The organism is Cytobacillus kochii (genome assembly GCF_020171845.1).
GTDB lineage: Bacteria > Bacillota > Bacilli > Bacillales > Cytobacillaceae > Cytobacillus > Cytobacillus kochii.
Genome location: NZ_JAIVAM010000013.1, coordinates 35,500 through 61,478, shown reverse-complemented (window position 1 = coordinate 61,478; position 25,979 = coordinate 35,500). Strand labels below are relative to the sequence as shown.

Here is a 25,979-nt window from a genome sequence, read left to right as displayed (position 1 = left end):
ACTTATTTATGCAAATGCTTTCCCCCATGCTTGCGGGTCTTTTCTCCATTCAGTTAATACTGCAAAATCGGATGCCTCGATTGTCCCTTGATTCTTTGCAACTTCTTTTAATGATTCAAAATCGGAAAGTGTGTGAACGGAAACATTTGCTGCCTGAAGTAATTCTTCGCCTTTTGCTAATTGATAAGTAAAAATAGCGACCACCCCTAGAACTTCACAACCTGCCTCTCTTAGTGCTTCGACAGCGTTGATCACACTGCCACCTGTCGAAATTAAATCCTCGACGACGACAACTTTTTGCCCGTTCTCCGCTTTCCCTTCAATTTGTTTGCCTTTACCGTGAGCTTTCGCCTTTGACCGAACATAGCACATCGGTAAATTCATCCGATCACTTACCCATGCAGCATGTGGAATGCCTGCAGTCGCTGTCCCAGCAATCACCTCAGCGTCTGCATAATGTTCCTCAATAAGTGCTTGTAGCCCTTGCGCAATTTCATTTCTTACTTTAGGATAAGCTAATGTTAAGCGATTATCACAGTAGATTGGTGATTTAAGACCAGATGACCACGTAAAAGGATCTTTAGGATTTAGTGCGACTGCTTTAATAGTTAATAAACTTTCTGCTATTTGTTTTTTCATACGGAAATACCCTCCCAAAGATTCTTGATTTGATAATAGGCAGCAAGGGAATTAGATGCTCTAGTAATGGATCGCCCTACGACGATTGCTGAAACACCTTCAGCTCTGGCAAAATCAGGTGTTGCCACTCTTTTTTGATCTTGCTTGTCGTCAGTCTCCATTCTTATTCCTGGTGTCACGGTCAAAAAATCAGCGCCCACCTTCTCGGCAATTTGTTTGGCTTCAAAAGGCGAACAAACCACACCATCTAAGCCTGCTTGCTTTGTTATTTGGCTATAATGCAACACAGATTCATTTAAAGAAACAGGGATTAACTGTTCACTATTCATTTGCTGCCTAGATGTGCTCGTTAATTGCGTAACAGCAATAAGCTTTGCCCGTTCCTTTCCTTGCACTTTCCCTTCCTCAAGTCCTTCAACAGCTGCCCGCATCATCTCTATACCACCAGCTGCATGGACATTCACGAGATCACAACCGAGACGAGCAAGTCCTTTCATGGCACTTTTGACTGTATTCGGAATATCATGCAGTTTCAAATCAAGGAAAACTTGGTGGCCTTCAGATTTTAATCGTTCAACAATTTGTGGACCTTCTTGATAATATAACTCCATTCCAACCTTTAAGAATAATTGCTCATTTGTGAAAGGTTTGAGGAAATCTTCCACTTGTTGACGGTTAGCAAAATCAAGCGCGATGATGAGTGAGTTTTTCAACTGTTTTCCAGCTCCTTCCGGTACATTCAGAAATATGATCAAATCCTAAAGAATGAATAAGTTCTGGCAACTCTGCTATGATTTTTGGACAGATAAATGGATCAACAAAGTTCATCGTTCCCACTGCGACGGCGCTCGCCCCGGCATAAAAATATTCAATCACATCTTCAGCTGATTCCACGCCCCCCATACCGATGATTGGAATCGCTACTTGTTGGCTTACCTCATGAATCATGCGAATGGCAACTGGTTTAATGGCCGGCCCAGAAAGACCACCGGTTTTGTTGGCGATTACCGGTTTACCGGTCTTTATATCAATTCTCATACCAACGAGCGTATTGATCATTGTTAATCCGTCAGCACCACCTTGTTCAACAGCCTTTGCCATTTCAACAATATTTGTGACATTCGGCGAGAGTTTCACATATACAGGAACAGCTGATACTTCCTTTACCTTCTTCGTTAATGATTGCGCAATTTCCGGTACGGTTCCAAAAGCAATACCACCTGTTTTCACATTGGGACATGAAATATTTAATTCAAGTGCATGAACATTCGGCGCTTGCGAAATTTCTTTTGCCACCTCGATATAATCTTCTTCCATTGAACCGGCGACATTAGCTATGATTGGTACATCAAATTGCGAAAGCCACGGTAATTCTTCCTCTACGACTTTCGTCAATCCTGGATTTTGCAGCCCGATCGCATTCAGCATTCCGGCAGATGTCTCCGCTACCCTTGGTGTAGGATTACCGAATCTCGCATCTTTCGTTGTTGCCTTAATCATGATCGCACCGAGCTGACTCAAATCATACAAGTCACTGTATTCTCTACCGAAACCGAAGCAACCAGATGCCGGCATTATTGGGTTTTTCAACTCAAGCCCTGGTAAACTAATATTCAAAGCGCTCATATGACAACCTCCCCTGCCTTAAAGACTGGCCCATCGCTACAAACCTTTTTATAAGACACGCCTGTGGGATCTTCTGCTGTATGACATACACAGGCAAAACAAGCACCGATTCCACAACCCATTCTCTCTTCTAATGATAAAAATACTTTTTTATGTCTATATTCTTGTTCAAGTGCGCGGAGCATGGGCGTTGGCCCACAAGTATACAGAACATCGAACGTTATATTTTCATTCTTTATAATATCTGTCACAAATCCTGAATAAGCGTAACTACCATCAGCAGTCGCAATAAAAGTCGGACCTAATTGTTTAAACTCTTCTTCATAAAAAACAGCATTCTTTGTTTGATGCCCGAGGACATGAATGACTTTTACACCATTGGCAGTTAGTCTTTGCGAAAGTTCATATAGCGGGGGGACTCCAATACCGCCACCGACAAGCAATGCCGTATCACAAGCCTCCGTCTCCTCTACAGGAAATCCGTGACCAAGCGGACCTAATACATCAAGAAGGTCGCCTTGTTGTAACGTTGCTAACAAGCGTGTACCTTTTCCTTCTGCACGATAGATCATCGTGAAAGTCTCTTCGTCTTGATTGATATTTGCAATCGAGATTGGTCTTCTTAAAAGCGGTGAAATTCCGTTATTCACTTTCAAATGAACAAATTGTCCTGGCTCTTTCATTTCATGAACAAGCTCACCTTTTACGGTGAGCTCATAAATATTTGTTGCGATTTCTGTTTGATCAATCACTTGACATAATTCTTGTTTGATCATAAGAAAACCGCCTCCTGTACTGCTTTTTCTTCTAAATTATTCATTGCATCAGCAGAGAAAGTCATCGATTCAATTACTTGGAGAATGGCATCTGCTGTATCTAAGGATGTTAAACATGGGACCCCATTTTCAACCGATTCTCTACGAATTCTAAAACCATCTCTTGCTGGCTGCTTCCCTTTTGTTAAGGTGTTTATAACAATTTGCGCTTGACCGTTTCGGATGACATCAAGTAAATTTGGTTCATCTGTGCCAATTTTATTCGTAATATCAACCGGTATACCCGCACTTTGAAGATATTCTGCCGTTCCACTGGTCGCCATCAATCTATAACCGATAGAGGCAAAGCGTTTCGCTAGACTCAAAGCTTCTTCCTTATCTTTATCTGCTACAGTCATTAAAACCGTGCCATATGGATAAATTTTCATTCCTGAAGCAACTAATCCTTTATATAACGCTTTTTCAAGGGTTTGATCTTTGCCCATCACTTCACCAGTGGATTTCATTTCTGGTCCAAGCGTAATGTCAACTCTCCTTAGTTTCGCGAAAGAGAATACCGGTACTTTAACGTATACGCCGGCTTTCTCCGACACTAAACCATTTTCATACCCTTGACTTTGTAATGTTTCTCCTAAAATGACCTTTGTTGCAATTTTTGCCATTGGTACATTTGTAATTTTACTTAAGAAAGGTACCGTTCTACTTGAGCGAGGGTTCACTTCTAACACATAGACTTCACCTTTTGAGATGACATATTGGATATTTAACAATCCGATAATGCCAAGCCCTTTTGCCAATCTCTCGGTATAATCAACCAGCTTCGCCTGAATGCTTTGGCTAATACTTTGCGGAGGATAGACAGCAATCGAATCACCTGAGTGTACGCCAGCTCGTTCGATATGTTCCATAATCCCAGGAATCACTACCGTTTCTCCATCACTAATCGCATCGACTTCGATTTCTTTACCGGTTAAGTAACGGTCGATTAATACCGGATGTTCAGGATTTACTTTTACAGCATTCTTCATGTACAGCAGGAGCTCTTCTTCTTTGTAGACGATTTCCATCGCGCGACCACCTAGTACATAAGATGGTCTGACAAGAACTGGATAGCCGATATCAGTCGCGATCTCCACTGCTTCTTCAACCGATAATGCTGTTTTTCCTTCTGGCATTGGAATGTCTAATTTTTGCAATGCATGTTCAAACTTGTCGCGGTCTTCTGCACGATCAAGATTTTCAAGTGAGGTTCCTAAGATTTTCACTCCTCGTTCAACAAGTCCTGCCGCTAAATTGATCGCCGTTTGGCCACCGAACTGAACGACAACCCCTTCAGGACGTTCTAGGTCGATGATATGCATGACATCTTCTATTGTTAAAGGTTCGAAGTAGAGCTTATCCGAAATACTGAAGTCAGTTGACACGGTTTCTGGATTGTTGTTAATGATGATCGCTTCATATCCTGCCTCTTTAATTGCCCAAACGGCATGGACAGTGGAATAATCGAATTCTACCCCTTGACCAATTCTAATCGGACCAGATCCTAATACGAGCACGCTTTTTCTATCTGTTACAACAGATTCGTTCTCATCTTCATATGCTCCGTAATAATAAGGTGTTTCTGACTCAAATTCAGCTGCACAAGTATCGACCATTTTATAAACCGGTGTAATGCCCGCATTTTTTCTCTTTTCATAAACTTCTCTTTCTTGCATCGACCATATTTGTGCAATTGTCGTATCAGCAAACCCTAGTTTTTTTGCTGCCTGCAAGATTTCTAGATCACCAATATTCGCCGCTAATTGATCCTCCAGCTTAACAATTTTATTGAATTTGTATAAGAAAAACAAATCAATTTGGCTCCATTCATGAATGGTTTCAATGGTGACACCGCGCCTTAATGCTTCTCCGATATAGAATAATCGTTCGTCGCCAGCTTTACGAATCCGCTTTTGTAAAAGGGCATCATCTATTTCATCTCCATTTTGTAATGCGAGATGATGAACATTTGCTTCTAGTGATCGGACAGCTTTTAAAATCGACTCTTCAAAGTTTCGACCAATCGCCATGACTTCCCCAGTTGCTTTCATTTGTGTCCCTAATGAACGGTTAGCCGATTCAAATTTATCAAAGGGCCAGCGTGGAATTTTGGTAACGATATAGTCCAATGCTGGTTCAAAGCTTGCATAAGTTTTCCCTGTTACCGGGTTCATCATTTCATCCAAAGTTAATCCGACAGCGATTTTCGCTGCCAACTTCGCGATCGGGTAGCCAGTTGCTTTAGAGGCTAAGGCAGAAGAACGGCTAACCCTCGGGTTTACTTCAATAATGTAGTAATGGAAACTGTAAGGGTCAAGGGCTAATTGTACGTTACAGCCCCCTTCAATACCGAGTGCTCTAATAATTTTGAGCGAAGCGTTTCTTAACATTTGATATTCACGATCACTTAACGTTTGGCTCGGCGCGACGACAATACTGTCACCAGTATGGACGCCGACAGGATCAATATTCTCCATGTTACAAACAACAATGGCATTGTCATTTGAATCTCTCATAACCTCGTATTCTATTTCTTTAAAACCAGCAATACTTTTCTCTAACAAACATTGCGTCACCGGGCTGTTTTTCAAACCGCTTAAAACAATTTCATTTAGTTCTTCTTCGTCGTGGCAAATGCCTCCACCTGTTCCACCTAGTGTGAAAGCAGGTCTGACGATGACTGGGTAACCAACAATATCAACAAATTGTTTGGCCTCTTCTAGCGTGTGAATAATTTCACTATCTGGTACCGGTTCACCGAGCTCATTCATTAATGTACGGAATAAGTCGCGATCTTCTGCTTGTTCAATAGCCGAAAGTTTCGTACCCAATATCTCGACATTACATTCTTCTAACACGCCTGATTTGGCCAATTCAACGGCCAAGTTTAAACCTGTCTGACCACCTAATGTTGGCACGAGCGCATCTGGACGTTCTTTCCTAATAATTTTACTTACAAACTCAAGTGTTAAAGGTTCGATATAGACTGCATCAGCAATCTCTGTATCTGTCATGATCGTTGCTGGATTCGAATTAACGAGAATGACTCGATACCCTTCTTCTTTTAGTGCGATACAAGCTTGTGTACCCGCGTAGTCAAATTCTGCTGCTTGCCCAATGACAATCGGTCCTGATCCAATTACGAGTATGCTTTTTATGTCTGTACGCTTTGTCATTGATAAACACCTTCCTGTCTGTTCATTTCAATTAGTGTTAAAAACTGTTCAAAAAGTCCGTTGGCATCTTCAGGTCCTGGTGAAGCTTCTGGATGATACTGTACAGTGAAAGCAGGGTGCAATTTATGCTTTAACCCTTCAACTGTGCCATCATTTAAAGCAATATGTGTTATTTCAAGGTCTGTTTGTGTAATTGATGCTTCATCTACGGAGTAGCCATGGTTTTGTGAAGTGATCGCAACCTTACCTGTAGCCAATTCCTTTACAGGATGGTTCGATCCACGATGACCAAATTTCATCTTTTCCGTATTGGCCCCGCAAGCGAGCGCAAAGATTTGATGTCCAAGACAAATGCCGAACAGTGGAACTTTCCCAAGAATCTCTCTAACCATCTCAATTGCTTGTGGCACATCTTTTGGATCCCCAGGGCCATTTGATAACATGATGCCATCAGGACTTAAATTTAAGATTTCTTGTGCAGTCGTGTTGTATGGAACAACAATGACGTCACAATCTCTTTTATTTAATTCTCTTAAAATCCCGTGTTTCATACCAAAATCAACTAATACTACTCTTCTGCCACGCCCTGGTGATGGGTAAGGCGTTTTTGTTGATACTTGCTTTACTTGATCGACTCGCAGTTTAGTTGCTTTCATTTTTTCTAATATCTCGGCAACATTTTCTTCCATGCTACAAATCGTTCCTTTTAAAGTTCCTGCTTTACGGATGATTCTTGTTAATTTTCTCGTATCAATCCCAGCGATGCCTGGAATGTCTTTCATAGAAAAGTACTCAGCAAGCGATTGTTGATGACGAAAATTTGAAGGATATTCCGCTGCTTCTTTCACAATGAAGCCACTGATAGCTGGATGAATGGATTCAAAGTCATCACGGTTAATACCATAATTACCTATTAACGGGTAAGTTAAAGTAACGATTTGACCACAATACGAAGGGTCAGATAACACTTCTTGGTATCCCGTCATGCCTGTATTAAACACGACTTCACCCATCGTTTGTTTACCACTACCAAAGCCTTCACCAATAAATACTGTGCCATCTTCTAAAATTAATTGTCTTTTCATGCTGTTACACTCCCCTTTTTAAAGACTACCTTTCCAGCGACAATTGTCGTTGTTGGCCAACCTTTACACTTCCAACCAGCAAACGGTGTATTTTTACCTTTTGATAAGAAGGTATTAGGATCAATTGCTTCTTCCTTTTCCAAATCAAGCAATACAATATCCGCCCTGCTTCCTTTTTGTAATAGCCCTCTATTTAAAGAGAAAGATTCAGCTGGTTTTCTTGTTAAGAAATCGATGAGTTGCTTTAGTGTGAATATACCTTTCTTTACAAAGTTCGTATAAAGAAGTGGAAAAGCTGTCTCCAATCCTACAATACCGAACGGTGATAAGGTCATCCCTTCAGCCTTCTCTTCTGCTGCATGCGGGGCATGGTCAGTAGCGATAAAATCGATTGTCCCATCTAGTAGACCCTCTAACAGCGCTTCTTGATCGTCTTTGCCTCTAAGTGGAGGGTTCATCTTATAGTTTGTATCAAGACCAGGGATATCTTCTTCTGATAATAATAAGTGGTGTGGCGTCACTTCTGCCGTTACTTTAATTCCTGCCCTCTTGGCATCTCTTACCACACGAACCGATTCTTTTGTGCTAATATGACAAACATGATAATGGCAATTGGCTGCCTCTGCTAATAACACGTCTCTTGCAATATGCACAGATTCACATACTGAAGGGATACCATTTATACCTTGTGCTTTTGAAAACTTCCCTTCATGAACAGCACCTTTATGAATTAGTGTATTCTCTTCGCAATGAGCGACAATTGCCATATCTACTTCAGCTGCCTTCTTCATCGCTGAGTACATCATATCAGCTGACTGTACGCCAACCCCGTCATCAGTAAAAGCGAAGGCCCCTGCTTCTTTAAGTGCTGCAAAATCTGTTAGTTCGGCTCCAGCTTCTCTTATAGTGATGGATGCATATGGTAATACTTCCACTACGCCTGTTTCAGTGATTCTTTTATGTAATGCTTCCATTTGTTCCTTACTATCTGGTACAGGTCTTGTATTTGGCATTGCAGCAATTGTAGTGAATCCGCCTCGTGCCGCTGCCTGTGTACCAGTTGCAATTGTTTCTTTATGTTCACCACCCGGCTCGCGTAAATGGACATGAAGGTCGACAAATCCTGCTGTTACAAGTTGACCTGTTGCATCAATGACCTCATGCTCATTTACTGCGATGGATTGACCGATTTCTTCAATCTTCCCATCATTAATTAACACATCCTGTTGAAGTAATTCCCCTTCATTAGTAAGCAATTGACCATTTTTGATGATGATTCCCATTACGCTCTCCCCTTTCAAATTGTTCAATTATTCTTTTTAATACCGCCATTCTAATAAATACACCATTTTGCATTTGTTTGAAAATTCTTGACCGTTCACACTCAACTAAACTGTCTGCAATCTCTACGCCGCGGTTAACTGGTGCAGGGTGCATAATAATGCTGTCCTTTTTCATCATTTTTTCCCGTTCAAGTGTTAACCCAAATGCCTTATGGTACTTTTCAGCGTCCCATATACCACCTTCATGACGTTCATGCTGTACCCTTAGCAGCATGATGACATCGGCTTCTTTGACCGCTTTATCGATAGACACATATTGTCCATGTTGGGCCATGTCTTGATCGAACCATATTTCTGGTCCTGAGAAAATTACGTTCGCACCTAACCGATTTAAGCTCTCTGCATTTGACCTGGCAACACGGCTATGACGTAAGTCACCAACGATGGCTACCTTTAATCCTTTAAAGCTACCGAATTCTTGTTTGATCGTCAGTAGGTCAAGCAAAGACTGTGTTGGATGATGACCACTTCCATCGCCTGCATTAATAATCGCACTATTGGTCTTCCCAATCAGTTGATCAAAATAACAATTCTCATTATGCCTGATGACAGCTAGTTGAACCCCAATCGCTTCAAGCGTCTTTACTGTATCATAGAGCGTTTCACCCTTTGCCACACTAGAAGTACTCACTTCAAATGGAATAATATCTAAGCCCAACCTTCTTTCGGCTACTTCAAAGCTACACTTTGTTCTTGTACTGTTTTCAAAAAAGAGATTAGCGATAAAAACTTTGTTTTTAGGTTTCCACATTTCACCCTTAATAAAATGCTCTGCATCGGCTAAGATCCCTTGAATTTCGTCTATTGTTAGATCAGTTGTAGTGAGACAATGTTCCATAAAAGACAACCTCCTTTTTTTATTGAAACGTAAAGGTTGATTACCCTTAACTTCTTTGCTTTGCTATTAAAAAACACCTTGACAAAAACAAGTCAAGGTGTCGAATAAACATGAGTGTACAAAGGTGGGATTTTTCTTCCCACTTTGAACTGAGCTCTTCAACACCCTTAGGAACCTCTCTGGATTCCTTTTAAAAGGCGTAATTAGTTTTCAAACATATTCTCATCTACTTCCGGTTTACCCGGTAAGACTAAGTTGAGTATAACCCCAGCAATTGCAGCAATCGCCATTCCCTCTAAGTTGAATACCCAAAGTTGTAAATGCGCACCGCCAATTCCTAATACTAAGATAACAGAGGCGATAGCTAAGTTACGGTTATTACCAAAGTCTACTTTATTATCTACAAGCATCCTTAATCCTGAAGAAGCTATGATACCGAATAGAAGGATTGAAACACCGCCCATAACAGGTGTCGGTATTGAACTTATTAAAGCTGTTACTTTTCCGACAAAACCGAAGACGATGGCAATCACTGCTGCACCTGCAATTACATAAACACTGTAAATTTTGGTGATCGCAAGTACACCGATATTTTCTCCATAGGTTGTTTTCGGTGGCCCTCCTATTAGTGCTGATAACATTGTTCCCATCCCATCACCTAAGATTGAGCGATGTAAGCCTGGGTCTTTAATATAGTCTTTGCCAACGACTTTTCCGAGTACAAGTTGATGACCGATATGTTCAGAAAGAGTGACAACAGCTACCGGGATCATCAATAGAGCAAGATCAAGAGTAATTCTGATATCATAATCCATCACAGGAAAGATAAATTCAGGCATTTCAAACCATGCAGCTTTTGCAACCACTGAGAAGTCAACAATACCAATCATGAGTGAGTATACATAACCGATAATTATACCAGCAAGAATCGGAATCATTCCAAACATCCCTTTTCCATATACTGAGATAACTACTGTAGCAGCAAGTGTAATTAAAGCTGCCGAGAAGTGAAGCATGCTATATTCTCCTGTTACGGGGTTGTTCATTGCCATGTCTATCGCTGTTCCTGATAACGCAAGTCCGATAACGATAATAACAGGTCCTGTAACAATTGGTGGTAATAATTTTAAAATCCAACGATAACCTGCTTGCTTAATAATAAGAGCGACAATCCCATAAACGAGACCTGCCATAAAGCTTCCTATCATAGCAGCACCAGGTCCACCTTCGAGCTGAGCCGTCTGTATAGGAATAATAAATGCGAAAGACGAACCTAGGTAAGCTGGTACTTTCCATTTTGTAATCATTAGGAAGGCAAGTGTTCCGATACCACTTGAGATTAGTGCAATAGCCGGACTTAATCCTACTAAGTATGGTACTAAGATGGTCGCACCAAACATGGCGAATAAATGCTGTAAGCTAAGGGTGAGCCAATGTACTGGCGTTGGTTTATCATGTATGTCTAATACTGGTTTATTCATGGTGGTATTTCTCCCCTTTAATATAAAACCCTCTTTGCCTGCGGACAAAGAGGGTTGGTAAGCATAGACAGGAGCAGTCTATTACTTCCCCCTTTGTCAGCCTCTCTGGACTGCATTTAAAAAGGGCTCATTTATTTTTCAAAAATACTAACTTGATCTGTTTGATCAATTTCATTTAGTTCGACAACTATTTTTTCCGAACTTGAAGTTGGAATATTTTTCCCCACATAATCGGCTCTAATCGGTAATTCTCTATGACCACGATCGACAAGCACACCTAATTGGATAGCTGAAGGTCTACCTATATCAATTAAAGCATCTAATGCTGCTCTTACCGTTCTTCCAGTATAAAGGACATCATCAATAACAATCACTTTCTTATCGTTAATATCAATCGGGATATTTGAACCCTTAACGAGTGGTTCTTGATTATCTGTCTTCTTTGATAAGTCATCTCTATATAGCGTAATGTCAATTTCACCAACCGAAACTTTGGCACCTTCAATTTCTTCTATTCGCTTTGCTAAGCGATTAGCAATATAAATTCCTCTTGTCTTTATTCCAATAAGTACACAATCCTCTATGCCCTTATTCTTTTCAATCATTTCATGAGCTATTCTTGTTAGTGCTCTTCTTATCGCTTGTTCGTCCAGTACAATGGCTTTTTGTGACATCTTTTTCACCTCATTTTATACTAAAAAACCCTCTCACCTAAGGACGAGAGGGTAAACGATTGTACTTTATTTGAACATACAACAACCGTATGTTCATACCGTTTCCTTCCCAGCCTCACGGGACTGTTCTTAAAGGACTTATTTAACTGAATTCATCTTATAACACTTCAACTTATGTGTCAACTATTATTTTTCCAACATAGCAATTAGCTGTTTAAAATCCGTTGGCAATGGTGCAGTAAATTCAAGGTACTCACCTGTTCTTGGATGATTAAACCCTAACACACCTGCATGAAGCACTTGTCCGCCGAATTCAACCGTTTTTCGCGGCCCATATTTCGGATCGCCAGCTAATGGAAAGCCAATATATTTCATATGAACACGTATTTGATGCGTTCTTCCCGTTTCGAGTTGACATTCTATCAAAGTAAAATCTTTAAAACGGTCGATAACATTAAAATGCGTTACAGCATGTTTACCACTATCAACCACCGTCATACTTTGACGATCTTTCGTATCTCTCCCAATTGGGGCATCAATTGTGCCATGATCATGATTGACAACGCCGTGAACAATCGCTTTATATTTTCTCGTCACCGTCTTATTAACAAGTTGATCTACTAACTTCTCATGGGCAAGATCATTTTTAGCAACCATCAGAAGGCCGGAAGTGTCCTTATCAATGCGATGGACAATACCTGGTCTCATAACCCCATTTATACCTGATAAGTCTTTACAATGTGCTAATAAACCGTTTACCAAAGTACCTGTTCCATGCCCAGCCGCAGGGTGTACAACCATTCCCCTCGGTTTATTGACAACTAAAACATCACTATCTTCATAATAAATATCCAAGTCCATATCCTCAGCAACTACATCTAATGGCTCTGGATCAGGAATAATAATATCAAGATGGTCTTCATTTACTACTTTATAATTTGTTTTCACTTTATTACCATTGACAAGCACATGTCCTGCTTTTATCCATTCTTGTACTTGTGTTCTTGACCATTCTGCATTCAGATTAGCCAGCACCTTATCAATTCGATCACCCGCTTGATTATCGGTGACATTATGTTCCACTTTGCTCATTTGCTTTCTCCTTTTTCACTTCTCTTTCCTCTCGTATCATCTGTATTAATAACAACACGACACCTACACATAGAGAGGAGTCCGCAACATTAAATATCGGGAAGTTATATCCGAACGGGAAAGTATGAATAAAATCAACCACTTCTTTTCGCCAAAGACGATCAATAAAGTTTCCAATTGCACCACCTAATATAAGTGCTAATGAGAGCTGAAGAAGCCATTTTCCCTTCGCATGTGTTTGCATATAATAAATGATTCCGATGATGACAATAACAGTAATCAAATAAAAGAACCACATTTGACCTTCTAATATTCCCCAGGCTGCACCTGTGTTCCGATGGGAAGTAATATACAGAAAATCTTCAATGACAGTAATACTTTCACCAAGCGTAAAATTCTTGACAATTAACCATTTAGTCCATTGATCAAAAGCAATAATCAATAAAGCGATTATGTAGAAAAACACAAAGGCAACCTCCAATATTCATTTGTATACCTTTGCATTTTAGCATAAACCCATAAAAAACGGTAGCTTTGCTCTTTAAGCGATCGTTTTAATCATAAAGGGCTTTACGATAGAACCTTTTAAGAGACTGACAATCGTCCATTGTTTTTAACGTAGGGATTAATGTTAATAAATCTTCTGGCAAAAACTCACCAGAAATTTCACATGTGCCGAATTGGCCATTTTCATACTTCTCAATCGCCTTTTCAACATCATATAATTCATCTAATATCATTTCATTTATAAAGGGGTGAAGATTACTTTGCATTAACCTCTCAAGTAACTCTTGTCTCGTATTACGAAGCTCTTCAATTAGTGGAATAACATGTGGTTGATTGTTCAAAAAAATCCCCCTTCATCCTACAAGATTGTTCATAAAGTTATTATGAGCAACTGGCTAATTTTGAACGCCTCTAAAGATTTTACAAGGTGAACAAGTTTTGCAGGTTGAGGAAAATTTTATTAGTTTTTACTCATAATCAAGAAGGATTAAAGAAATGGAAAGTGTGAAAAGCCGAGACATAATAAAAATGATGCACTAAAATATTGGCTAACATTTTCTTCATCTGATGCATTTTGTTACAGTCGCTTTTATTATAAATAAGGCAAAAGTCATTTAGCTTTACTTCATTTTCTATCTTCATTCATTCTTCTTATATAATTAGAAAAAGACCCGAACGGTTCGTCCGGGCCAAAATTAGGGTAGTTCTTTTTAACCTAGTACCACTTAGCTCAAATGGCTATAGTTTTCTTTCACGACAGTAGCACAACGTGGGCAGAGTGTTGAAAATTCATCTACTTCCCCAACTTCTGGTGTGACAGTCCAACAACGTTCACATGTTTCGCCTTCAGCTTTGGAAACTAGGATTGCTACATTGTCAAATTTATGTGCTTCATTTGGTGCTTGTTCTAAGCTGCCTGCCACTTCAAATGCAGAAACGATAAAGAGTTGTGGTAGGCTCTCTGAAATAGAATCAAGTAATGAATTGGTTTCGTTATCGACATACAACGTTACTTTTGCTGTCAATGATTTACCGATTACTTTTTCATTTCGTGCTTCTTCTAGAGCTTTTAGGACATGATTTCTTAGTTTCATGAATGCTGTCCATTTTGCCGTTAATTCTTCCGCATTGGCAAAAGTTTCTACTGACGGCATATCTGTCAATTGAACACTCATCTCTTCCACGCTTGGAATGTGACGCCACACTTCATCAGCTGTATGAGAAAGAATCGGTGATACAAGCTTAGTAAGGGCAACTAAGCTATCATAAAGCACTGTTTGAATCGCACGACGATCATGTTGATCTTGCGCTTCAATGTACAACACATCTTTCGCAAAGTCTAAATAGAACGAACTTAAGTCTAATGTGCAGAAATTATTCACAGCATGGTAAATACCTGCAAATTCATAGTTCTCATATGATTGAAGCGATGTTTCGATTAGTTTATTTAACTTCACTAACATAAACTGATCGACTTCACGTAAATCATCATAAGAAACGCGATGTACTGCTGGATCAAAATCAGCTAAGTTTCCTAATAAGAAGCGGAAAGTGTTTCTAATTTTACGGTAAACTTCTGCTACTTGTTTTAAGATTGGATCAGATACTCTTACATCTGCTTGGTAATCAACTGATGCAACCCATAGTCTTAAAATATCTGCACCTAATTGGTTCATCACTTTTGAAGGTACAATGACATTACCAATTGACTTACTCATTTTTCTCCCTTCACCATCTAAAACAAAGCCGTGACTTAAGATGCCTTTATATGGCGCCTTACCAGTTACAGCGACACCTGTTGATAATGATGAGTTAAACCAACCTCTATATTGGTCAGACCCTTCTAGATAAAGATCTGCTGGTCTTTGTAAATCTTCACGCTCTAGCAATACTGCTTGATGCGAAGAACCTGAATCAAACCACACATCCATAATATCAGTTTCTTTTGTAAATACACCATTTGGGCTACCTGGATGAGTAAATCCTTCAGGCAATAATTCCTTTGCCTCTTTTTCAAACCACACATTAGAACCGTGCTCTCTAAATAGGTTGGATACATGATTAATGGTTTCGTCTGTAATAATCTCTTCTCCATTTTCTGCATAGAAGACAGGAATTGGCACACCCCATGCGCGCTGTCTAGAAATACACCAATCGCCACGATCACGAACCATATTATAAAGCCTTGTTTCGCCCCATGCTGGTGTAAATGTTGTATCATTAATTGCTTGCAATAATTCCTGTCTAAAATCTTTAATTGAAGCAAACCATTGAGCCGTTGCACGGAAAATAACTGGTTTTTTTGTACGCCAATCATGTGGATAAGAATGCTTGATAAAAGAAAGCTTCAATAACGCGCCGACTTCTTCTAATTTTTCAGTGATTGGTTTATTCGCCTTATCATAGAAAAGACCTTCAAAGCCAGGTGCTTCTTCTGTCATTACACCTTTATCATCTACTGGACATAATACATCTAAGCCATATTTACTTCCGATGTAAAAGTCGTCTTCACCATGTCCTGGAGCCGTATGAACACAACCAGTACCAGCGTCTGTAGTTACATGGTCACCAAGCATAACAAGTGAATCACGGCCATATAATGGATGTTCAGCAGTCACATATTCTAAGTCACTACCTTGAATGGTTTGAACGACCTTAGGATTTTCCCAGCCAATCTCTTCTGACACTGTCGCTAGCAGGTCTTCAGCTACTAAATATTTTTCGTTATCCACTTCAACGACAACATATTTTAGTTTCGGGTGGACAGAAATACCTAAGTTAGCTGGCATTGTCCAAGGAGTGGTTGTCCAAATAATAATACGTACGTCATCAGTTAAAACATCTTTGCCATCTTTCACTTTGAATCCTACATAAATGGAAGCGGATTGCTTATCTTTATATTCAATCTCAGCTTCAGCTAATGCAGACTCAGATGATGGTGACCAGTAAACAGGTTTCTTCCCTTTATAGATATAACCTTTCTTCGCCATCTCACCAAAAACTTTAATTTGTTGGGCCTCATAGGCAGGTTTTAATGTAATATAGGGATTTTCCCAATCTCCACGAACACCTAATCGCATGAATTGTTCACGTTGATTTTCGATTTGACCGTACGCATATTCTTCACAAAGCTTACGGAATTCTGCTACCGTCATTTCTTTACGTTTTACACCTTTATTCGTTAATGCTTGTTCAATGGGTAATCCATGCGTATCCCAACCAGGAACATATGGTGCATGGTAACCACTCATTGATTTATAGCGGTTAATAAAGTCTTTTAAAATTTTATTTAATGCATGTCCGATATGAAGATCGCCATTCGCATAAGGAGGTCCGTCATGCAGAACAAACAAAGGTTGATTTTTTGTGCGCTCAAGCACTTTTGCATAAATATCTTGTTCATTCCATTCTGTTTGCATTTCAGGTTCTCTTTTTGGCAAATTTCCTCTCATTGGGAAATCTGTTTTAGGCATTAATAAAGTATCTTTGTAATCCATAGCTCATTTCCTCCTCAACATACTACATAACATTATGACCAAAGTAGCGTTCATACATAAGGTACGCGGAAAAAACACAAAAAACCCCTCATCCCAAAAAAGGGACGAGAGGTTATATATTCCCGCGGTACCACCCTTGTAGATAGAGAAATTCCTATCCGCTCAAAAATCAATTCGTAACGTGAACGTCTACGCCTTACTCTAACTTTTTAGCTCAAGTAAGGAACTCAAGGGTGATGTTCAAATTCTTCTTCTTAATATCAGGCTTTCACCTACCCTGAATCGCTGAAGTGGAAATCCACTCTTTTAAGTAAGATAGAATGCTACTATCCCTGTCATCGTTTTATCATGTTTTTTCTAGATTATATGCGATAGGATACAACTTCGTCAAGTCGTCGTTTATCTTAAAAGATAAAAGTATCTTATACTCTAGATTCTTCTTCTTTTGTAGACTTTAATTCTGTTGTATCTAGCTCATACTCCATTAAGTGGTCCCAGTCATCATTCTGCAGCATATCTAATTGGGCTTCAATTAACATTTTAAAACGATTTCTAAATACTTTCGATTGCTTTTTCAAATCTTCTATATCTAGCGCAATCTTCCTTGCTTTAGATAATGATTCATTCACAATCCTATCGGCGTTTTTCTCCGCTTCCCGAATAATTAACTTTGCCTCTTTCTGTGCGTTTCGCTTCACTTCTTCCCCAGCTTCTTGCGCAACAACAATCGACTTATTTAACGTCTCTTCGATCGTATTAAAATGTCCGACTCTTTCATTTAAGTCGTTTAAACGCTCTTCTAATTCCTTCTTCTCACGAATAATGATTTCATAGTCTTTAATCACTTGATCTAAAAACTCATTTACTTCATCTTCATCATATCCACGAAAACCTTTGCTGAACTCTTTGTTATGAATATCTAATGGTGTTAATGGCATAAGGCCACCTCCTAGATCAGTTGGTCAAATTATGTACATTTGTTAACATGTAATTCGACAGTTTCTTGCAGATTCCTGCATAAAATTCGATACACTTTCAATTTTATATCGGTAACACACTATAATCATTATAGCTAAAAAAGATTATTTTTGTATACCGACAACTACTTTCCATTTTTCTTTCTTCGTTTTTCCCTCAATCGCAATAACCTTACAGCGCCCATAGCCTCTTACTGAAATTGTATCACTCTCACGGCAATCGAATGCTACATTTTCTTTCATTGCCCAATTTACTTTTACTTTTTTTGCAGAAATGAGTTGTTGCGCCTTTTGTCTAGAAAAATTATAAATCGATGCAATCAGCGTATCAAGTCTTAAGGATGACATTGTAAAAACTTTTTCTTGCCACTGCTCTTTTGCATCGATAACAGATGCAAATGGCTTTTCTTCAAGTTGAACAGAAGCTTTCCCAACAGATTCTAATTGCATAGAAATATAAGAGGATACTTCCTTAGAGACAATTACTTGTATCGTATGACCTTCAAACAAAATATCTCCAAATTTACTTCTTTTCAATCCGAGTGACATCAGGCTTCCAAGTACTTGAGGATGCTCGATTAATACGAATTTATGCGGATAATTTACTTGGTATAATTCTAAGCGAAAATCGTCCATTTCCGGTATAAAATAATCTGGAAAAATAAGCGCGCGTTTTCTTTCAGCGTTTCTATGTCCACCGTCAAATTGTACGCGCACATCACTTTGAGAACCAATGATGGTGTGTAAAATATCTTGTTCCCTTGGATCGAGAAAATCTGTAAGCTTAGGCGCATACGTTTGTTCAACCGTTTGTCGCCAACTTAACACTTGATCAATAAACTCTCTCTCTTCCGTACGAAAATGTTGATATAGATTTGACATTTGCTTACTCCTTTAAAACTGGTTAGGCAAGAAAAGCCTAACTATGTTTAACAATTGTATAATAGTATAACATTTATTTTTTATTTGTTTTACAATTGTCTTAGAATCCCGATGAATAGTCATTGAAAAAACAAAATACGAGCTAAGCATTAGCTCGTATTTTCTACATCATCCAAAAAAATATTTGTCTAATTCCGGATGTAGCTAAATTTAATACTAATATGGCTACAATCGGCGAAATATCTAACATCCCACCAATTGGCGGAATGACACGTCTAAATGGTTCAAGAAAGGGTTCACAAATTTTTGTTAAAATTTGCCCAATACTAGATTCTCTTGCATTCGGAAACCATGACATGAGTATGTATATAATCAATGCCCATGAATAAATCTCCACGGCTGTTATAATAATCGAAAATAAAGTTGCCATATTTAATTTACCACCTCGAGTTTTCTTCTTCCTGTTCCTGAATCATTTGTGAAATATTACCAGATACTTCGACATTTTCAGGTGTACATAAAAAGATGTCCATTCCAATTTTTTGTATATCTCCACCAATGGCATACACAGTTCCACTTAAAAAATCAACAATGCGCTTTGCCTGGCTTTTATCAATTCTTTGAAGATTAACCACAACAGCTTTTCTATTCTTCAATTGATCAGCAATTTCTTGAGCTTCAGCATAGACGCGCGGCTCCACAAGGACAACTTTTGATGATTTTTGCTGACCGCCTTGTCCTTGGACGGATTGTAAACTTACGACATTTTGTTTTGTTGCAGCATGCTGCCTTTGAGAAGCCCGCACAGAGGTTGTTTCTTGCTCTTCTTTACGATCCCTACTGTTAGCGTAATCATCTTCTCTTGTCTCATAGTTGTCTTCTTCGTCTTCTAAAAAGAAATATGATTTAAACTTTGATTTTATACTCATCTGCACCTAGCCTCCTTACTTTTCTTTTCCAACTAAAGCCGTTCCTATACGGACCATTGTTGTCCCTTCTTCAATAGCAATTTGATAATCATTGGACATCCCCATTGATAATTCTTTACACGGTGCATGAGATAATTGAAGGGATAATACTTCTTGCTGAAGTAACTTCAAATTTCGAAAACAATTTCTTAATACTGTCTCATCACTTGTAAGTGGTGCCATTGTCATTAGACCAACTACTTCTATTTGTTTAAAATCTGACAGTGCTTTAACAAAAGGAATGATTTCTTCTTTGGATAACCCTTGCTTCGAATCTTCTCCAGACACATTAACTTGTATAAAGCATTTAATTGGTTTATTCGCTCGCTTTTCAATCTCTTTTGCCAGAGACATACGATCTAATGAATGGATATAATCCACCTTATTGATGATATTTTTTACTTTTCTAGATTGTAAGCTTCCGATATAATGCCAAACAGCCCCATTTTTAATGACAGCTTGTTTTTCTAATAGGCCTTCATCACGATTTTCTCCAAGGTTATTAACCCCCGCGGCAATTGCCTCCTGCGCTCTTTCTGTTGATACATATTTTGTCACAGCGATAATTTTCACTTCATCACTAGAACGATTAACTTTCTCACAAACAGCTTGTATATTTTCCTGTATATTCTCTAGGTTTGTTTGTACATTCAAGATGCTATTCCTCCTCACGCAAACCAATAAAGCTCATCATTCTACCCGTTTTTCCGTCATCTCTTCGGTGTGAAAAAAACAAGGAGTCATGACAGCTTGTACAATATTCAGTAGTATGAATATTATCTTGTAAAACACCATATTTCTGCAATAAGAGCTGATTACATCGTTTTAAATCTAATTGATATTGACCTTTAGCTATTTCATTATAAACACTAGGAGCTATTTCTCCTAGGCAATCGTTCACCTTGTTAATAACATGATTATCTACAATATAACAAGAGCGACATATGCCCGGGCCTATAACAACTTCGACCTCTTGTGGATGAATTCCTTTTTCACGGAAGGCAGCAATCGCATTTTTAGCGATTTCAAAGACCGTCCCTTTCCATCCTGCATGAGCAACAGCCATATGCTGACTCTTTGGATGAAAGAAATATAGTGGAATACAGTCAGCGTAACACATGGTTAATAATAAATCTTTTTCATCTGTAAACAAGGCGTCTGTAGCAGCAAATGCTGTATCATACTCTTTTGCGCCTTTACCTCTATCTTTAGTTTGAACATATTCAATATGAACACCATGAGTTTGTTCTGCTCCCACCCAATTCTCTAATGGAAATTGTAATTCTTGTGCTAATGCTATTCGATTTTGTATAACATGCACTTGTTGGTCACCTACATGAAAGCCAAAGTTTTGCGATGTGTAAACTTTGTCACTATACCCATCATTTTTAGTTGTAAACCCGCAGGTAAGTCCATATTTTTCAAACCAATGTTTTATGATCAAATATTTTTCATTCGTTAATTGAAATGGCTCCATACACTTTCCCCATTTTTTTCTTTAGTTTACCATATTGCGATTAAGGTTTACAGCTATAACTATCGATTGCTATATTCTTCTTTTGGTTCATTTAATTGATATTGATGAGGAAAACGGACAAGGATCACGTCCTCCCCAATCTTTAAGATATCGCCCCATTCAATCACAATATCCTCCAGCTTATTAAAAAAAGGAAGCATCTTGTTTTGTTGACTAATGAAAATACAGTCTATTTTCCCAGTTTCTACATCGATATCAATATCACTAATAAATCCTAACTTCTTACCATCTGCAACATTAATAACATCTTTCATTTGAAAACTTGAGATCCTCATCATCTAAAACGCCTCCTTTTATTACAATATATGTTGAGAAAGATTAAAAATACCGAGTTCAAATTTGGTGTGATTTGAGACTAAGTAGATCTCAAGATGTTTACTTATAATATTTGTCAAGCAAGCATGTATTGTAGGTGTATCCTACTTTTTTGCGAAGTAGTTCTTCTGCTTTTGTCCGTTAATGCAAATCAAATATTGTATCCAGTTTTACCTATTTGTATATATTTTCTATGAGATTTCTTACATTTTCCCTTATGTTATGCAAGCTCTCACGGAAGCATCTTTTTTGGAATAGCACTCACATCCATACAAATAAAAAAGAGCTTAACACATTTGTGTCAAACTCTCCTGGCATATTAGCTTTGAATATTTTTATTCATTTGTTTAATAGCTGCTTTTTCTAAGCGTGAGACCTGTGCCTGAGAAATACCAATTTCTTCAGCAACTTCCATTTGTGTTTTTCCTTGAAAAAACCTTTTGCGTAATATCATTTTTTCTCGATCATTCAGGCGTCTCATGCCTTCTTTCAGTGCAAGCTCTTCTACCCATTGAATATCCTTATTCTTTTCATCACTGAGTTGATCCATTACAAAGATTGGGTCGCCGCCATCATTATAAATAGGCTCAAAAAGTGATACAGGATCTTGTATTGCATCAAGGGCGAAAACAATTTCTTCATGCGGAATATCCAATTCTTTCGCAATCTCTTCAGCTGTTGGTTCTTTTGAAGTTTTACTCATTAGGCGTTCTCTTACCTGCAAGGCTTTATAGGCGATATCACGTAAGGAACGAGATACCCTTATTGGATTATTATCGCGTAAATATCTACGGATTTCTCCAATAATCATAGGAACAGCATAAGTGGAGAATTTTACATTTTGGCTTAAATCAAAATTATCAATAGATTTCATAAGACCGATACAGCCAACTTGAAATAAGTCATCAACAAATTCACCCCTATTATTAAACCGTTGAATGACACTTAAAACGAGTCGGAGGTTCCCATTTACTAGGCTCTCCCTTGCTGATATATCTCCATTATGCATTTGCTTGAAGAGTGCTCTCATTTCTTCGTTCTTTAGTACTGGAAGCTTTGATGTATCTACTCCGCAAATTTCTACTTTATTTCGAGTCAATCCCATTCCCTCCTCACAGGAGCTGCTGTACAAAAATCAGTATCTCCGCGAGAAGGAAAAATATGCACAAGAAAAATGCGCATAAATTGCAAAAAAAAGAAATATCCTTTATTTAACAGATATTTCAACGACGAAAAAAATTTTTTTACACCATTTTATTGAATTCTTTTTTCAAACGTTTAATGATTCTTTTTTCTAATCTTGAAATATAGGATTGAGAAATCCCAAGCATATCGGCAACATCTTTTTGTGTTTTTTCCTCATCCTCACCAAGTCCAAAACGCAATTCCATGATTTGTTTTTCTCTATCAGATAATTGATGAAGTGCTTTGATTAAAAGCTTTTTATCGACATTTGCTTCTAAATCCTTAGTGATTATATCTTCCTCTGTGCCAAGAACGTCTGATAATAATAATTCATTCCCATCCCAATCAATATTAAGTGGTTCATCAAACGAGACTTCCGAGCGAATTTTGTTATTTCTACGTAAATACATTAATATCTCATTTTCAATACATCGTGAGGCATATGTAGCCAGTTTGATTTTTTTCTCCGGATTAAAAGTATTTACTGCCTTTATTAAGCCAATAGTTCCTATACTAATGAGATCTTCAATATTAATGCCTGTATTCTCAAACTTGCGTGCAATATACACTACTAAACGCAAATTCCGTTCAATTAAAATTGACCTTGCTGCTTGGTCTCCTTTAGGAAGCTTGTTTAACAATATTGCTTCTTCTTCTTTACTAAGTGGCGGGGGAAGAGCTTCGCTACCACCTATATAATATATTTCATCTGTCTTTAAACCTAATTTCATTAAAAGCTTATACCAATAATATGATAAGCGAAATTTAAGTTTACGCACTCTTTCTCCTCCCTATAATGGTTTATTTCTCATGCAATTTAACTAACCTTCTTTGCACCTGTTAACATTTTTGGATGTACGATGCATTGAAAGCGATTCTCTGGGGACAATTTTTGCATAGTAAATGAAATTAGTCCTTTATCCACTGCAATGACTTCATTATCTTTAACCAAAGTAATTTTCTCTGGTTTGAGGGCAAGTCGCATTTGATTATCGTTACCGACCACCTTTGCAGGAATCACGCGGACAACTGACATCCAATCGTTCGGGATTTCCCACCTGCCTTCTATCGCACCATCTGGATCTTTTGCCATTGTCGTAATCGCTTCTGGAAAAGACTCTTTATACTGGTCAATCGAAACAATCATCACAGGTACTCTTGTTAATGGATCGTAAAGCTGATTACCACTATCTATTAGACCTTGGAACTCATAAGTTTCGCCTTTTAGTTGAATTTGGACATTCACATTTGACTCATAATTGATCTTGGTCATTTCAATAGAATCATAATTTTTCTTTGAAAAATGCCAGGCAATAGGGAAACCTAATAATACGAACAGCCAGCTAATAGGATCACCAAAGCCCTTTACGGATGCAAGCATCACGGTTGATGTTAGATCTAAATCAAATTGAATAAAATAATGAACAGCAATTAAACTACCACCGATTAAAAAGGTTACTGCATAAAATGTACTTAACGCTTTAATAAAAAATGTTAATCTTCTAAAACCAAATACAATAAAAACCATGAAAATAGAAAATAACCACTTACCTATTGGATGACTGGAGTATGCATGAATCGGTGTAATGGATAATAAGATTATTATTGAGCCTACCAAACCTCCTGTGGCTATTCTCCATAATTTAACTTCGATTTTCAGAAGAATAGACGTTAAATATAGGAGAAGACTATCAAACAACAAATTTAATGCCCAAATAATATCTAAATAAATGGCCAATCTGCCTTCTTCCCCCCTAAAACTAACAATGTATATTCTTATGGGTGGCTGTCTTATTGATGTGCTAAAAAAAGTATAGCCTATTCATCAAGATAAAGATGTCACTTTCTGTTGGTAAAACAGCAGAAATTTTCACTATTCTTTTCTTTTTTTGTCAGTTTTTTGCGGTCTGTCTCAACTGGGGGGAATGGCGAAAATGGGGCAGTTTTTAATATGACTAACTTTTTAGAGAGTTCTTATCTTTGATTAACATTAATATAAAAAAGTATTTTACTAATCGTACATCTATTTGTGGGGCATTCTTTTTTTAAAACAAAAAAAAGCCAATGTCCTTAAATTAGGACATTAGCTTTCTTACACAAATTGAATTATCTTCTGCGGTTACGGTTTCTTAAAAACGTTGGGATATCTAATGTATCTTCTGGATGTTCCTTTGCTGTATTCCTTGTTGGCTGCTCATGTGTTGCAGCTTCTTCCCGCTCGCGTTCACGATACGTTTCACGCTTTTGCACCTGTGATCCTACACCAACGTTCCCTTTATTCTGGCCGAATGCCGGCTTTGAAGGCTTTGTTTGAATAACTTCTTCATTGAAGCCAGTCGCGATAACTGTTACAACAATCTCATCCTTCAAATCCTCATTGATAACAGAACCAAAGATCATATTAACATCTTGATCTGATGCTGATGCAACAATATCTGCTGCTTCTTGTACTTCATACAAGCTTAAGTTTGATCCGCCTGTAATATTCATCAGAACCCCTTGCGCACCATCAATAGACTTTTCTAATAATGGAGAAGAGATGGCCTTCTTGGCAGCTTCTGCTGCTCGATTTTCTCCTGCAGCTAATCCGATTCCCATAAGTGCAGAACCTTTATTGGACATAATTGTTTTTACATCAGCGAAGTCCAAGTTAATCAAACCAGGTGTGGCAATCAAATCTGAAATACCTTGAACCCCTTGGCGAAGAACATTATCTGCTTCACGGAATGCTTCAAGCATCGGTGTACTTTTATCTACAATTTCTAATAAACGATCATTAGGGATGACAATCAATGTATCCACAGCATCTTTCATAGAAGCTATTCCACCAGCTGCTTGAGTAGAACGTTTACGACCTTCAAATGTAAAAGGCCTTGTCACAACACCCACTGTTAAAGCGCCTAAATCACGTGCGATTTGAGCTATTACAGGAGCAGCACCAGTACCTGTTCCTCCACCCATTCCAGCAGTAACAAATACCATATCTGCACCTTTTAATGCTTCTTCAACTTGCTCTTTACTTTCTTCAGCTGCCTTTTTTCCTACTTCTGGATTGGCACCTGCACCAAGCCCTCTTGTCAATTTACCACCAATTTGCATCTTTACTTCGGCTTTGGATAGGTTTAGTGCTTGAGCATCTGTATTCACTGCAATAAATTCAACACCTTGTACACCATGCTCAATCATACGGTTAACGGCGTTATTTCCTCCGCCACCAACTCCAATTACTTTTATCGTTGCTAATGAATCTAAATTCGTATCAAATTCCAACATGACAAATCCTCCTAATTCGTCGATATTCCTAAGAACACCTTTTTTTCGATTCGCTCATTTATCTTGATG

Annotated in this window: 25 protein-coding genes and 1 other annotated feature; all 25 genes read right to left on the bottom strand. The window is 38.3% G+C overall.

Features of this window, described 5'->3' with window-relative positions; all coding sequences use genetic code 11:
- Positions 1-6: 6 nt before the first annotated feature.
- Positions 7-639 carry an orotate phosphoribosyltransferase gene (gene pyrE / locus LCM23_RS20280; protein WP_224938560.1) on the bottom strand — a complete coding sequence of 211 codons (633 nt, stop codon included), beginning with the start codon at positions 637-639 and terminating at the stop codon, positions 7-9.
- A complete protein-coding gene (pyrF, locus tag LCM23_RS20275) occupies positions 636-1,352 on the bottom strand; it encodes an orotidine-5'-phosphate decarboxylase (protein WP_224938559.1) in 717 nt (238 codons plus the stop codon). Before pyrF ends, pyrE begins: the two co-directional genes overlap by 4 nt.
- Positions 1,324-2,265: a dihydroorotate dehydrogenase gene (locus LCM23_RS20270; RefSeq protein ID WP_224938558.1), complete on the bottom strand. Its 942-nt coding sequence runs from the start codon at positions 2,263-2,265 to the stop codon at positions 1,324-1,326. The genes pyrF and LCM23_RS20270 overlap by 29 nt, the downstream gene beginning before the upstream one ends.
- Positions 2,262-3,041, bottom strand: a complete 780-nt coding sequence (locus LCM23_RS20265; RefSeq protein ID WP_224938557.1) for a dihydroorotate dehydrogenase electron transfer subunit — start codon at positions 3,039-3,041, stop codon at positions 2,262-2,264. Before LCM23_RS20265 ends, LCM23_RS20270 begins: the two co-directional genes overlap by 4 nt.
- Positions 3,038-6,256, bottom strand: coding sequence for a carbamoyl-phosphate synthase large subunit (gene carB / locus LCM23_RS20260; protein ID WP_224938556.1), 3,219 nt, complete (start codon positions 6,254-6,256; stop codon positions 3,038-3,040). The genes LCM23_RS20265 and carB overlap by 4 nt, the downstream gene beginning before the upstream one ends.
- Positions 6,253-7,341: a carbamoyl phosphate synthase small subunit gene (locus LCM23_RS20255; RefSeq protein ID WP_224938555.1), complete on the bottom strand. Its 1,089-nt coding sequence runs from the start codon at positions 7,339-7,341 to the stop codon at positions 6,253-6,255. Before LCM23_RS20255 ends, carB begins: the two co-directional genes overlap by 4 nt.
- Positions 7,338-8,624 (bottom strand): dihydroorotase, encoded by a 1,287-nt coding sequence (locus LCM23_RS20250; protein ID WP_224938554.1) that lies wholly within the window; start codon positions 8,622-8,624, stop codon positions 7,338-7,340. The genes LCM23_RS20255 and LCM23_RS20250 overlap by 4 nt, the downstream gene beginning before the upstream one ends.
- The gene (locus tag LCM23_RS20245) at positions 8,587-9,522 is read right to left on the bottom strand and encodes an aspartate carbamoyltransferase catalytic subunit (protein WP_224938553.1); all 936 of its coding nucleotides are present in this window, start codon (positions 9,520-9,522) and stop codon (positions 8,587-8,589) included. The genes LCM23_RS20250 and LCM23_RS20245 overlap by 38 nt, the downstream gene beginning before the upstream one ends.
- Before the next feature lie 203 nt (positions 9,523-9,725).
- Entirely contained in the window at positions 9,726-11,003 is a 1,278-nt protein-coding gene (locus LCM23_RS20240; RefSeq protein WP_224938552.1) for a uracil-xanthine permease family protein, read from the bottom strand.
- A gap of 131 nt (positions 11,004-11,134) precedes the next feature.
- Positions 11,135-11,677 (bottom strand): bifunctional pyr operon transcriptional regulator/uracil phosphoribosyltransferase PyrR, encoded by a 543-nt coding sequence (gene pyrR / locus LCM23_RS20235; RefSeq protein ID WP_224938551.1) that lies wholly within the window; start codon positions 11,675-11,677, stop codon positions 11,135-11,137.
- A gap of 186 nt (positions 11,678-11,863) precedes the next feature.
- Positions 11,864-12,769 carry an RluA family pseudouridine synthase gene (locus LCM23_RS20230; RefSeq protein ID WP_224938550.1) on the bottom strand — a complete coding sequence of 302 codons (906 nt, stop codon included), beginning with the start codon at positions 12,767-12,769 and terminating at the stop codon, positions 11,864-11,866.
- On the bottom strand, positions 12,750-13,235 hold the full coding sequence (gene lspA / locus LCM23_RS20225; RefSeq protein ID WP_095369597.1) for a signal peptidase II: 486 nt from the start codon (positions 13,233-13,235) through the stop codon (positions 12,750-12,752). The genes LCM23_RS20230 and lspA overlap by 20 nt, the downstream gene beginning before the upstream one ends.
- An 88-nt stretch (positions 13,236-13,323) precedes the next feature.
- Positions 13,324-13,617 carry a hypothetical protein gene (locus LCM23_RS20220; RefSeq protein WP_224938549.1) on the bottom strand — a complete coding sequence of 98 codons (294 nt, stop codon included), beginning with the start codon at positions 13,615-13,617 and terminating at the stop codon, positions 13,324-13,326.
- Between the two features lie 384 nt (positions 13,618-14,001).
- Positions 14,002-16,773, bottom strand: a complete 2,772-nt coding sequence (ileS, locus tag LCM23_RS20215) for an isoleucine--tRNA ligase (protein ID WP_224938548.1) — start codon at positions 16,771-16,773, stop codon at positions 14,002-14,004.
- A gap of 97 nt (positions 16,774-16,870) precedes the next feature.
- Positions 16,871-17,121: a binding site (T-box leader), on the bottom strand.
- A 74-nt stretch (positions 17,122-17,195) separates the two neighbouring features.
- On the bottom strand, positions 17,196-17,711 hold the full coding sequence (locus tag LCM23_RS20210; protein WP_095369599.1) for a DivIVA domain-containing protein: 516 nt from the start codon (positions 17,709-17,711) through the stop codon (positions 17,196-17,198).
- A 144-nt stretch (positions 17,712-17,855) separates the two neighbouring features.
- On the bottom strand, positions 17,856-18,632 hold the full coding sequence (locus LCM23_RS20205; protein ID WP_224938547.1) for a YlmH family RNA-binding protein: 777 nt from the start codon (positions 18,630-18,632) through the stop codon (positions 17,856-17,858).
- 163 nt (positions 18,633-18,795) lie between these two features.
- Positions 18,796-19,062 carry a YggT family protein gene (locus LCM23_RS20200; protein ID WP_224938546.1) on the bottom strand — a complete coding sequence of 89 codons (267 nt, stop codon included), beginning with the start codon at positions 19,060-19,062 and terminating at the stop codon, positions 18,796-18,798.
- Between the two features lie 7 nt (positions 19,063-19,069).
- On the bottom strand, positions 19,070-19,561 hold the full coding sequence (locus LCM23_RS20195) for a cell division protein SepF (protein ID WP_224938545.1): 492 nt from the start codon (positions 19,559-19,561) through the stop codon (positions 19,070-19,072).
- 15 nt (positions 19,562-19,576) lie between these two features.
- Positions 19,577-20,254 carry a YggS family pyridoxal phosphate-dependent enzyme gene (locus tag LCM23_RS20190; RefSeq protein ID WP_224938544.1) on the bottom strand — a complete coding sequence of 226 codons (678 nt, stop codon included), beginning with the start codon at positions 20,252-20,254 and terminating at the stop codon, positions 19,577-19,579.
- A 4-nt stretch (positions 20,255-20,258) separates the two neighbouring features.
- Positions 20,259-21,077, bottom strand: coding sequence for a peptidoglycan editing factor PgeF (pgeF, locus tag LCM23_RS20185; RefSeq protein WP_224938543.1), 819 nt, complete (start codon positions 21,075-21,077; stop codon positions 20,259-20,261).
- Between the two features lie 59 nt (positions 21,078-21,136).
- Positions 21,137-21,415 carry a YlmC/YmxH family sporulation protein gene (locus tag LCM23_RS20180; protein WP_224938542.1) on the bottom strand — a complete coding sequence of 93 codons (279 nt, stop codon included), beginning with the start codon at positions 21,413-21,415 and terminating at the stop codon, positions 21,137-21,139.
- A gap of 356 nt (positions 21,416-21,771) precedes the next feature.
- Positions 21,772-22,551, bottom strand: coding sequence for an RNA polymerase sporulation sigma factor SigG (gene sigG, locus LCM23_RS20175; protein ID WP_191812371.1), 780 nt, complete (start codon positions 22,549-22,551; stop codon positions 21,772-21,774).
- A 145-nt stretch (positions 22,552-22,696) separates the two neighbouring features.
- A complete protein-coding gene (sigE, locus tag LCM23_RS20170) occupies positions 22,697-23,416 on the bottom strand; it encodes an RNA polymerase sporulation sigma factor SigE (protein WP_095369607.1) in 720 nt (239 codons plus the stop codon).
- A gap of 38 nt (positions 23,417-23,454) precedes the next feature.
- Complete coding sequence (spoIIGA, locus tag LCM23_RS20165; RefSeq protein WP_224938541.1) at positions 23,455-24,375, bottom strand: sigma-E processing peptidase SpoIIGA; 921 nt, start codon at positions 24,373-24,375, stop codon at positions 23,455-23,457.
- Between the two features lie 368 nt (positions 24,376-24,743).
- Positions 24,744-25,910, bottom strand: a complete 1,167-nt coding sequence (gene ftsZ / locus LCM23_RS20160; protein ID WP_224938540.1) for a cell division protein FtsZ — start codon at positions 25,908-25,910, stop codon at positions 24,744-24,746.
- Positions 25,911-25,979 lie beyond the last annotated feature (69 nt).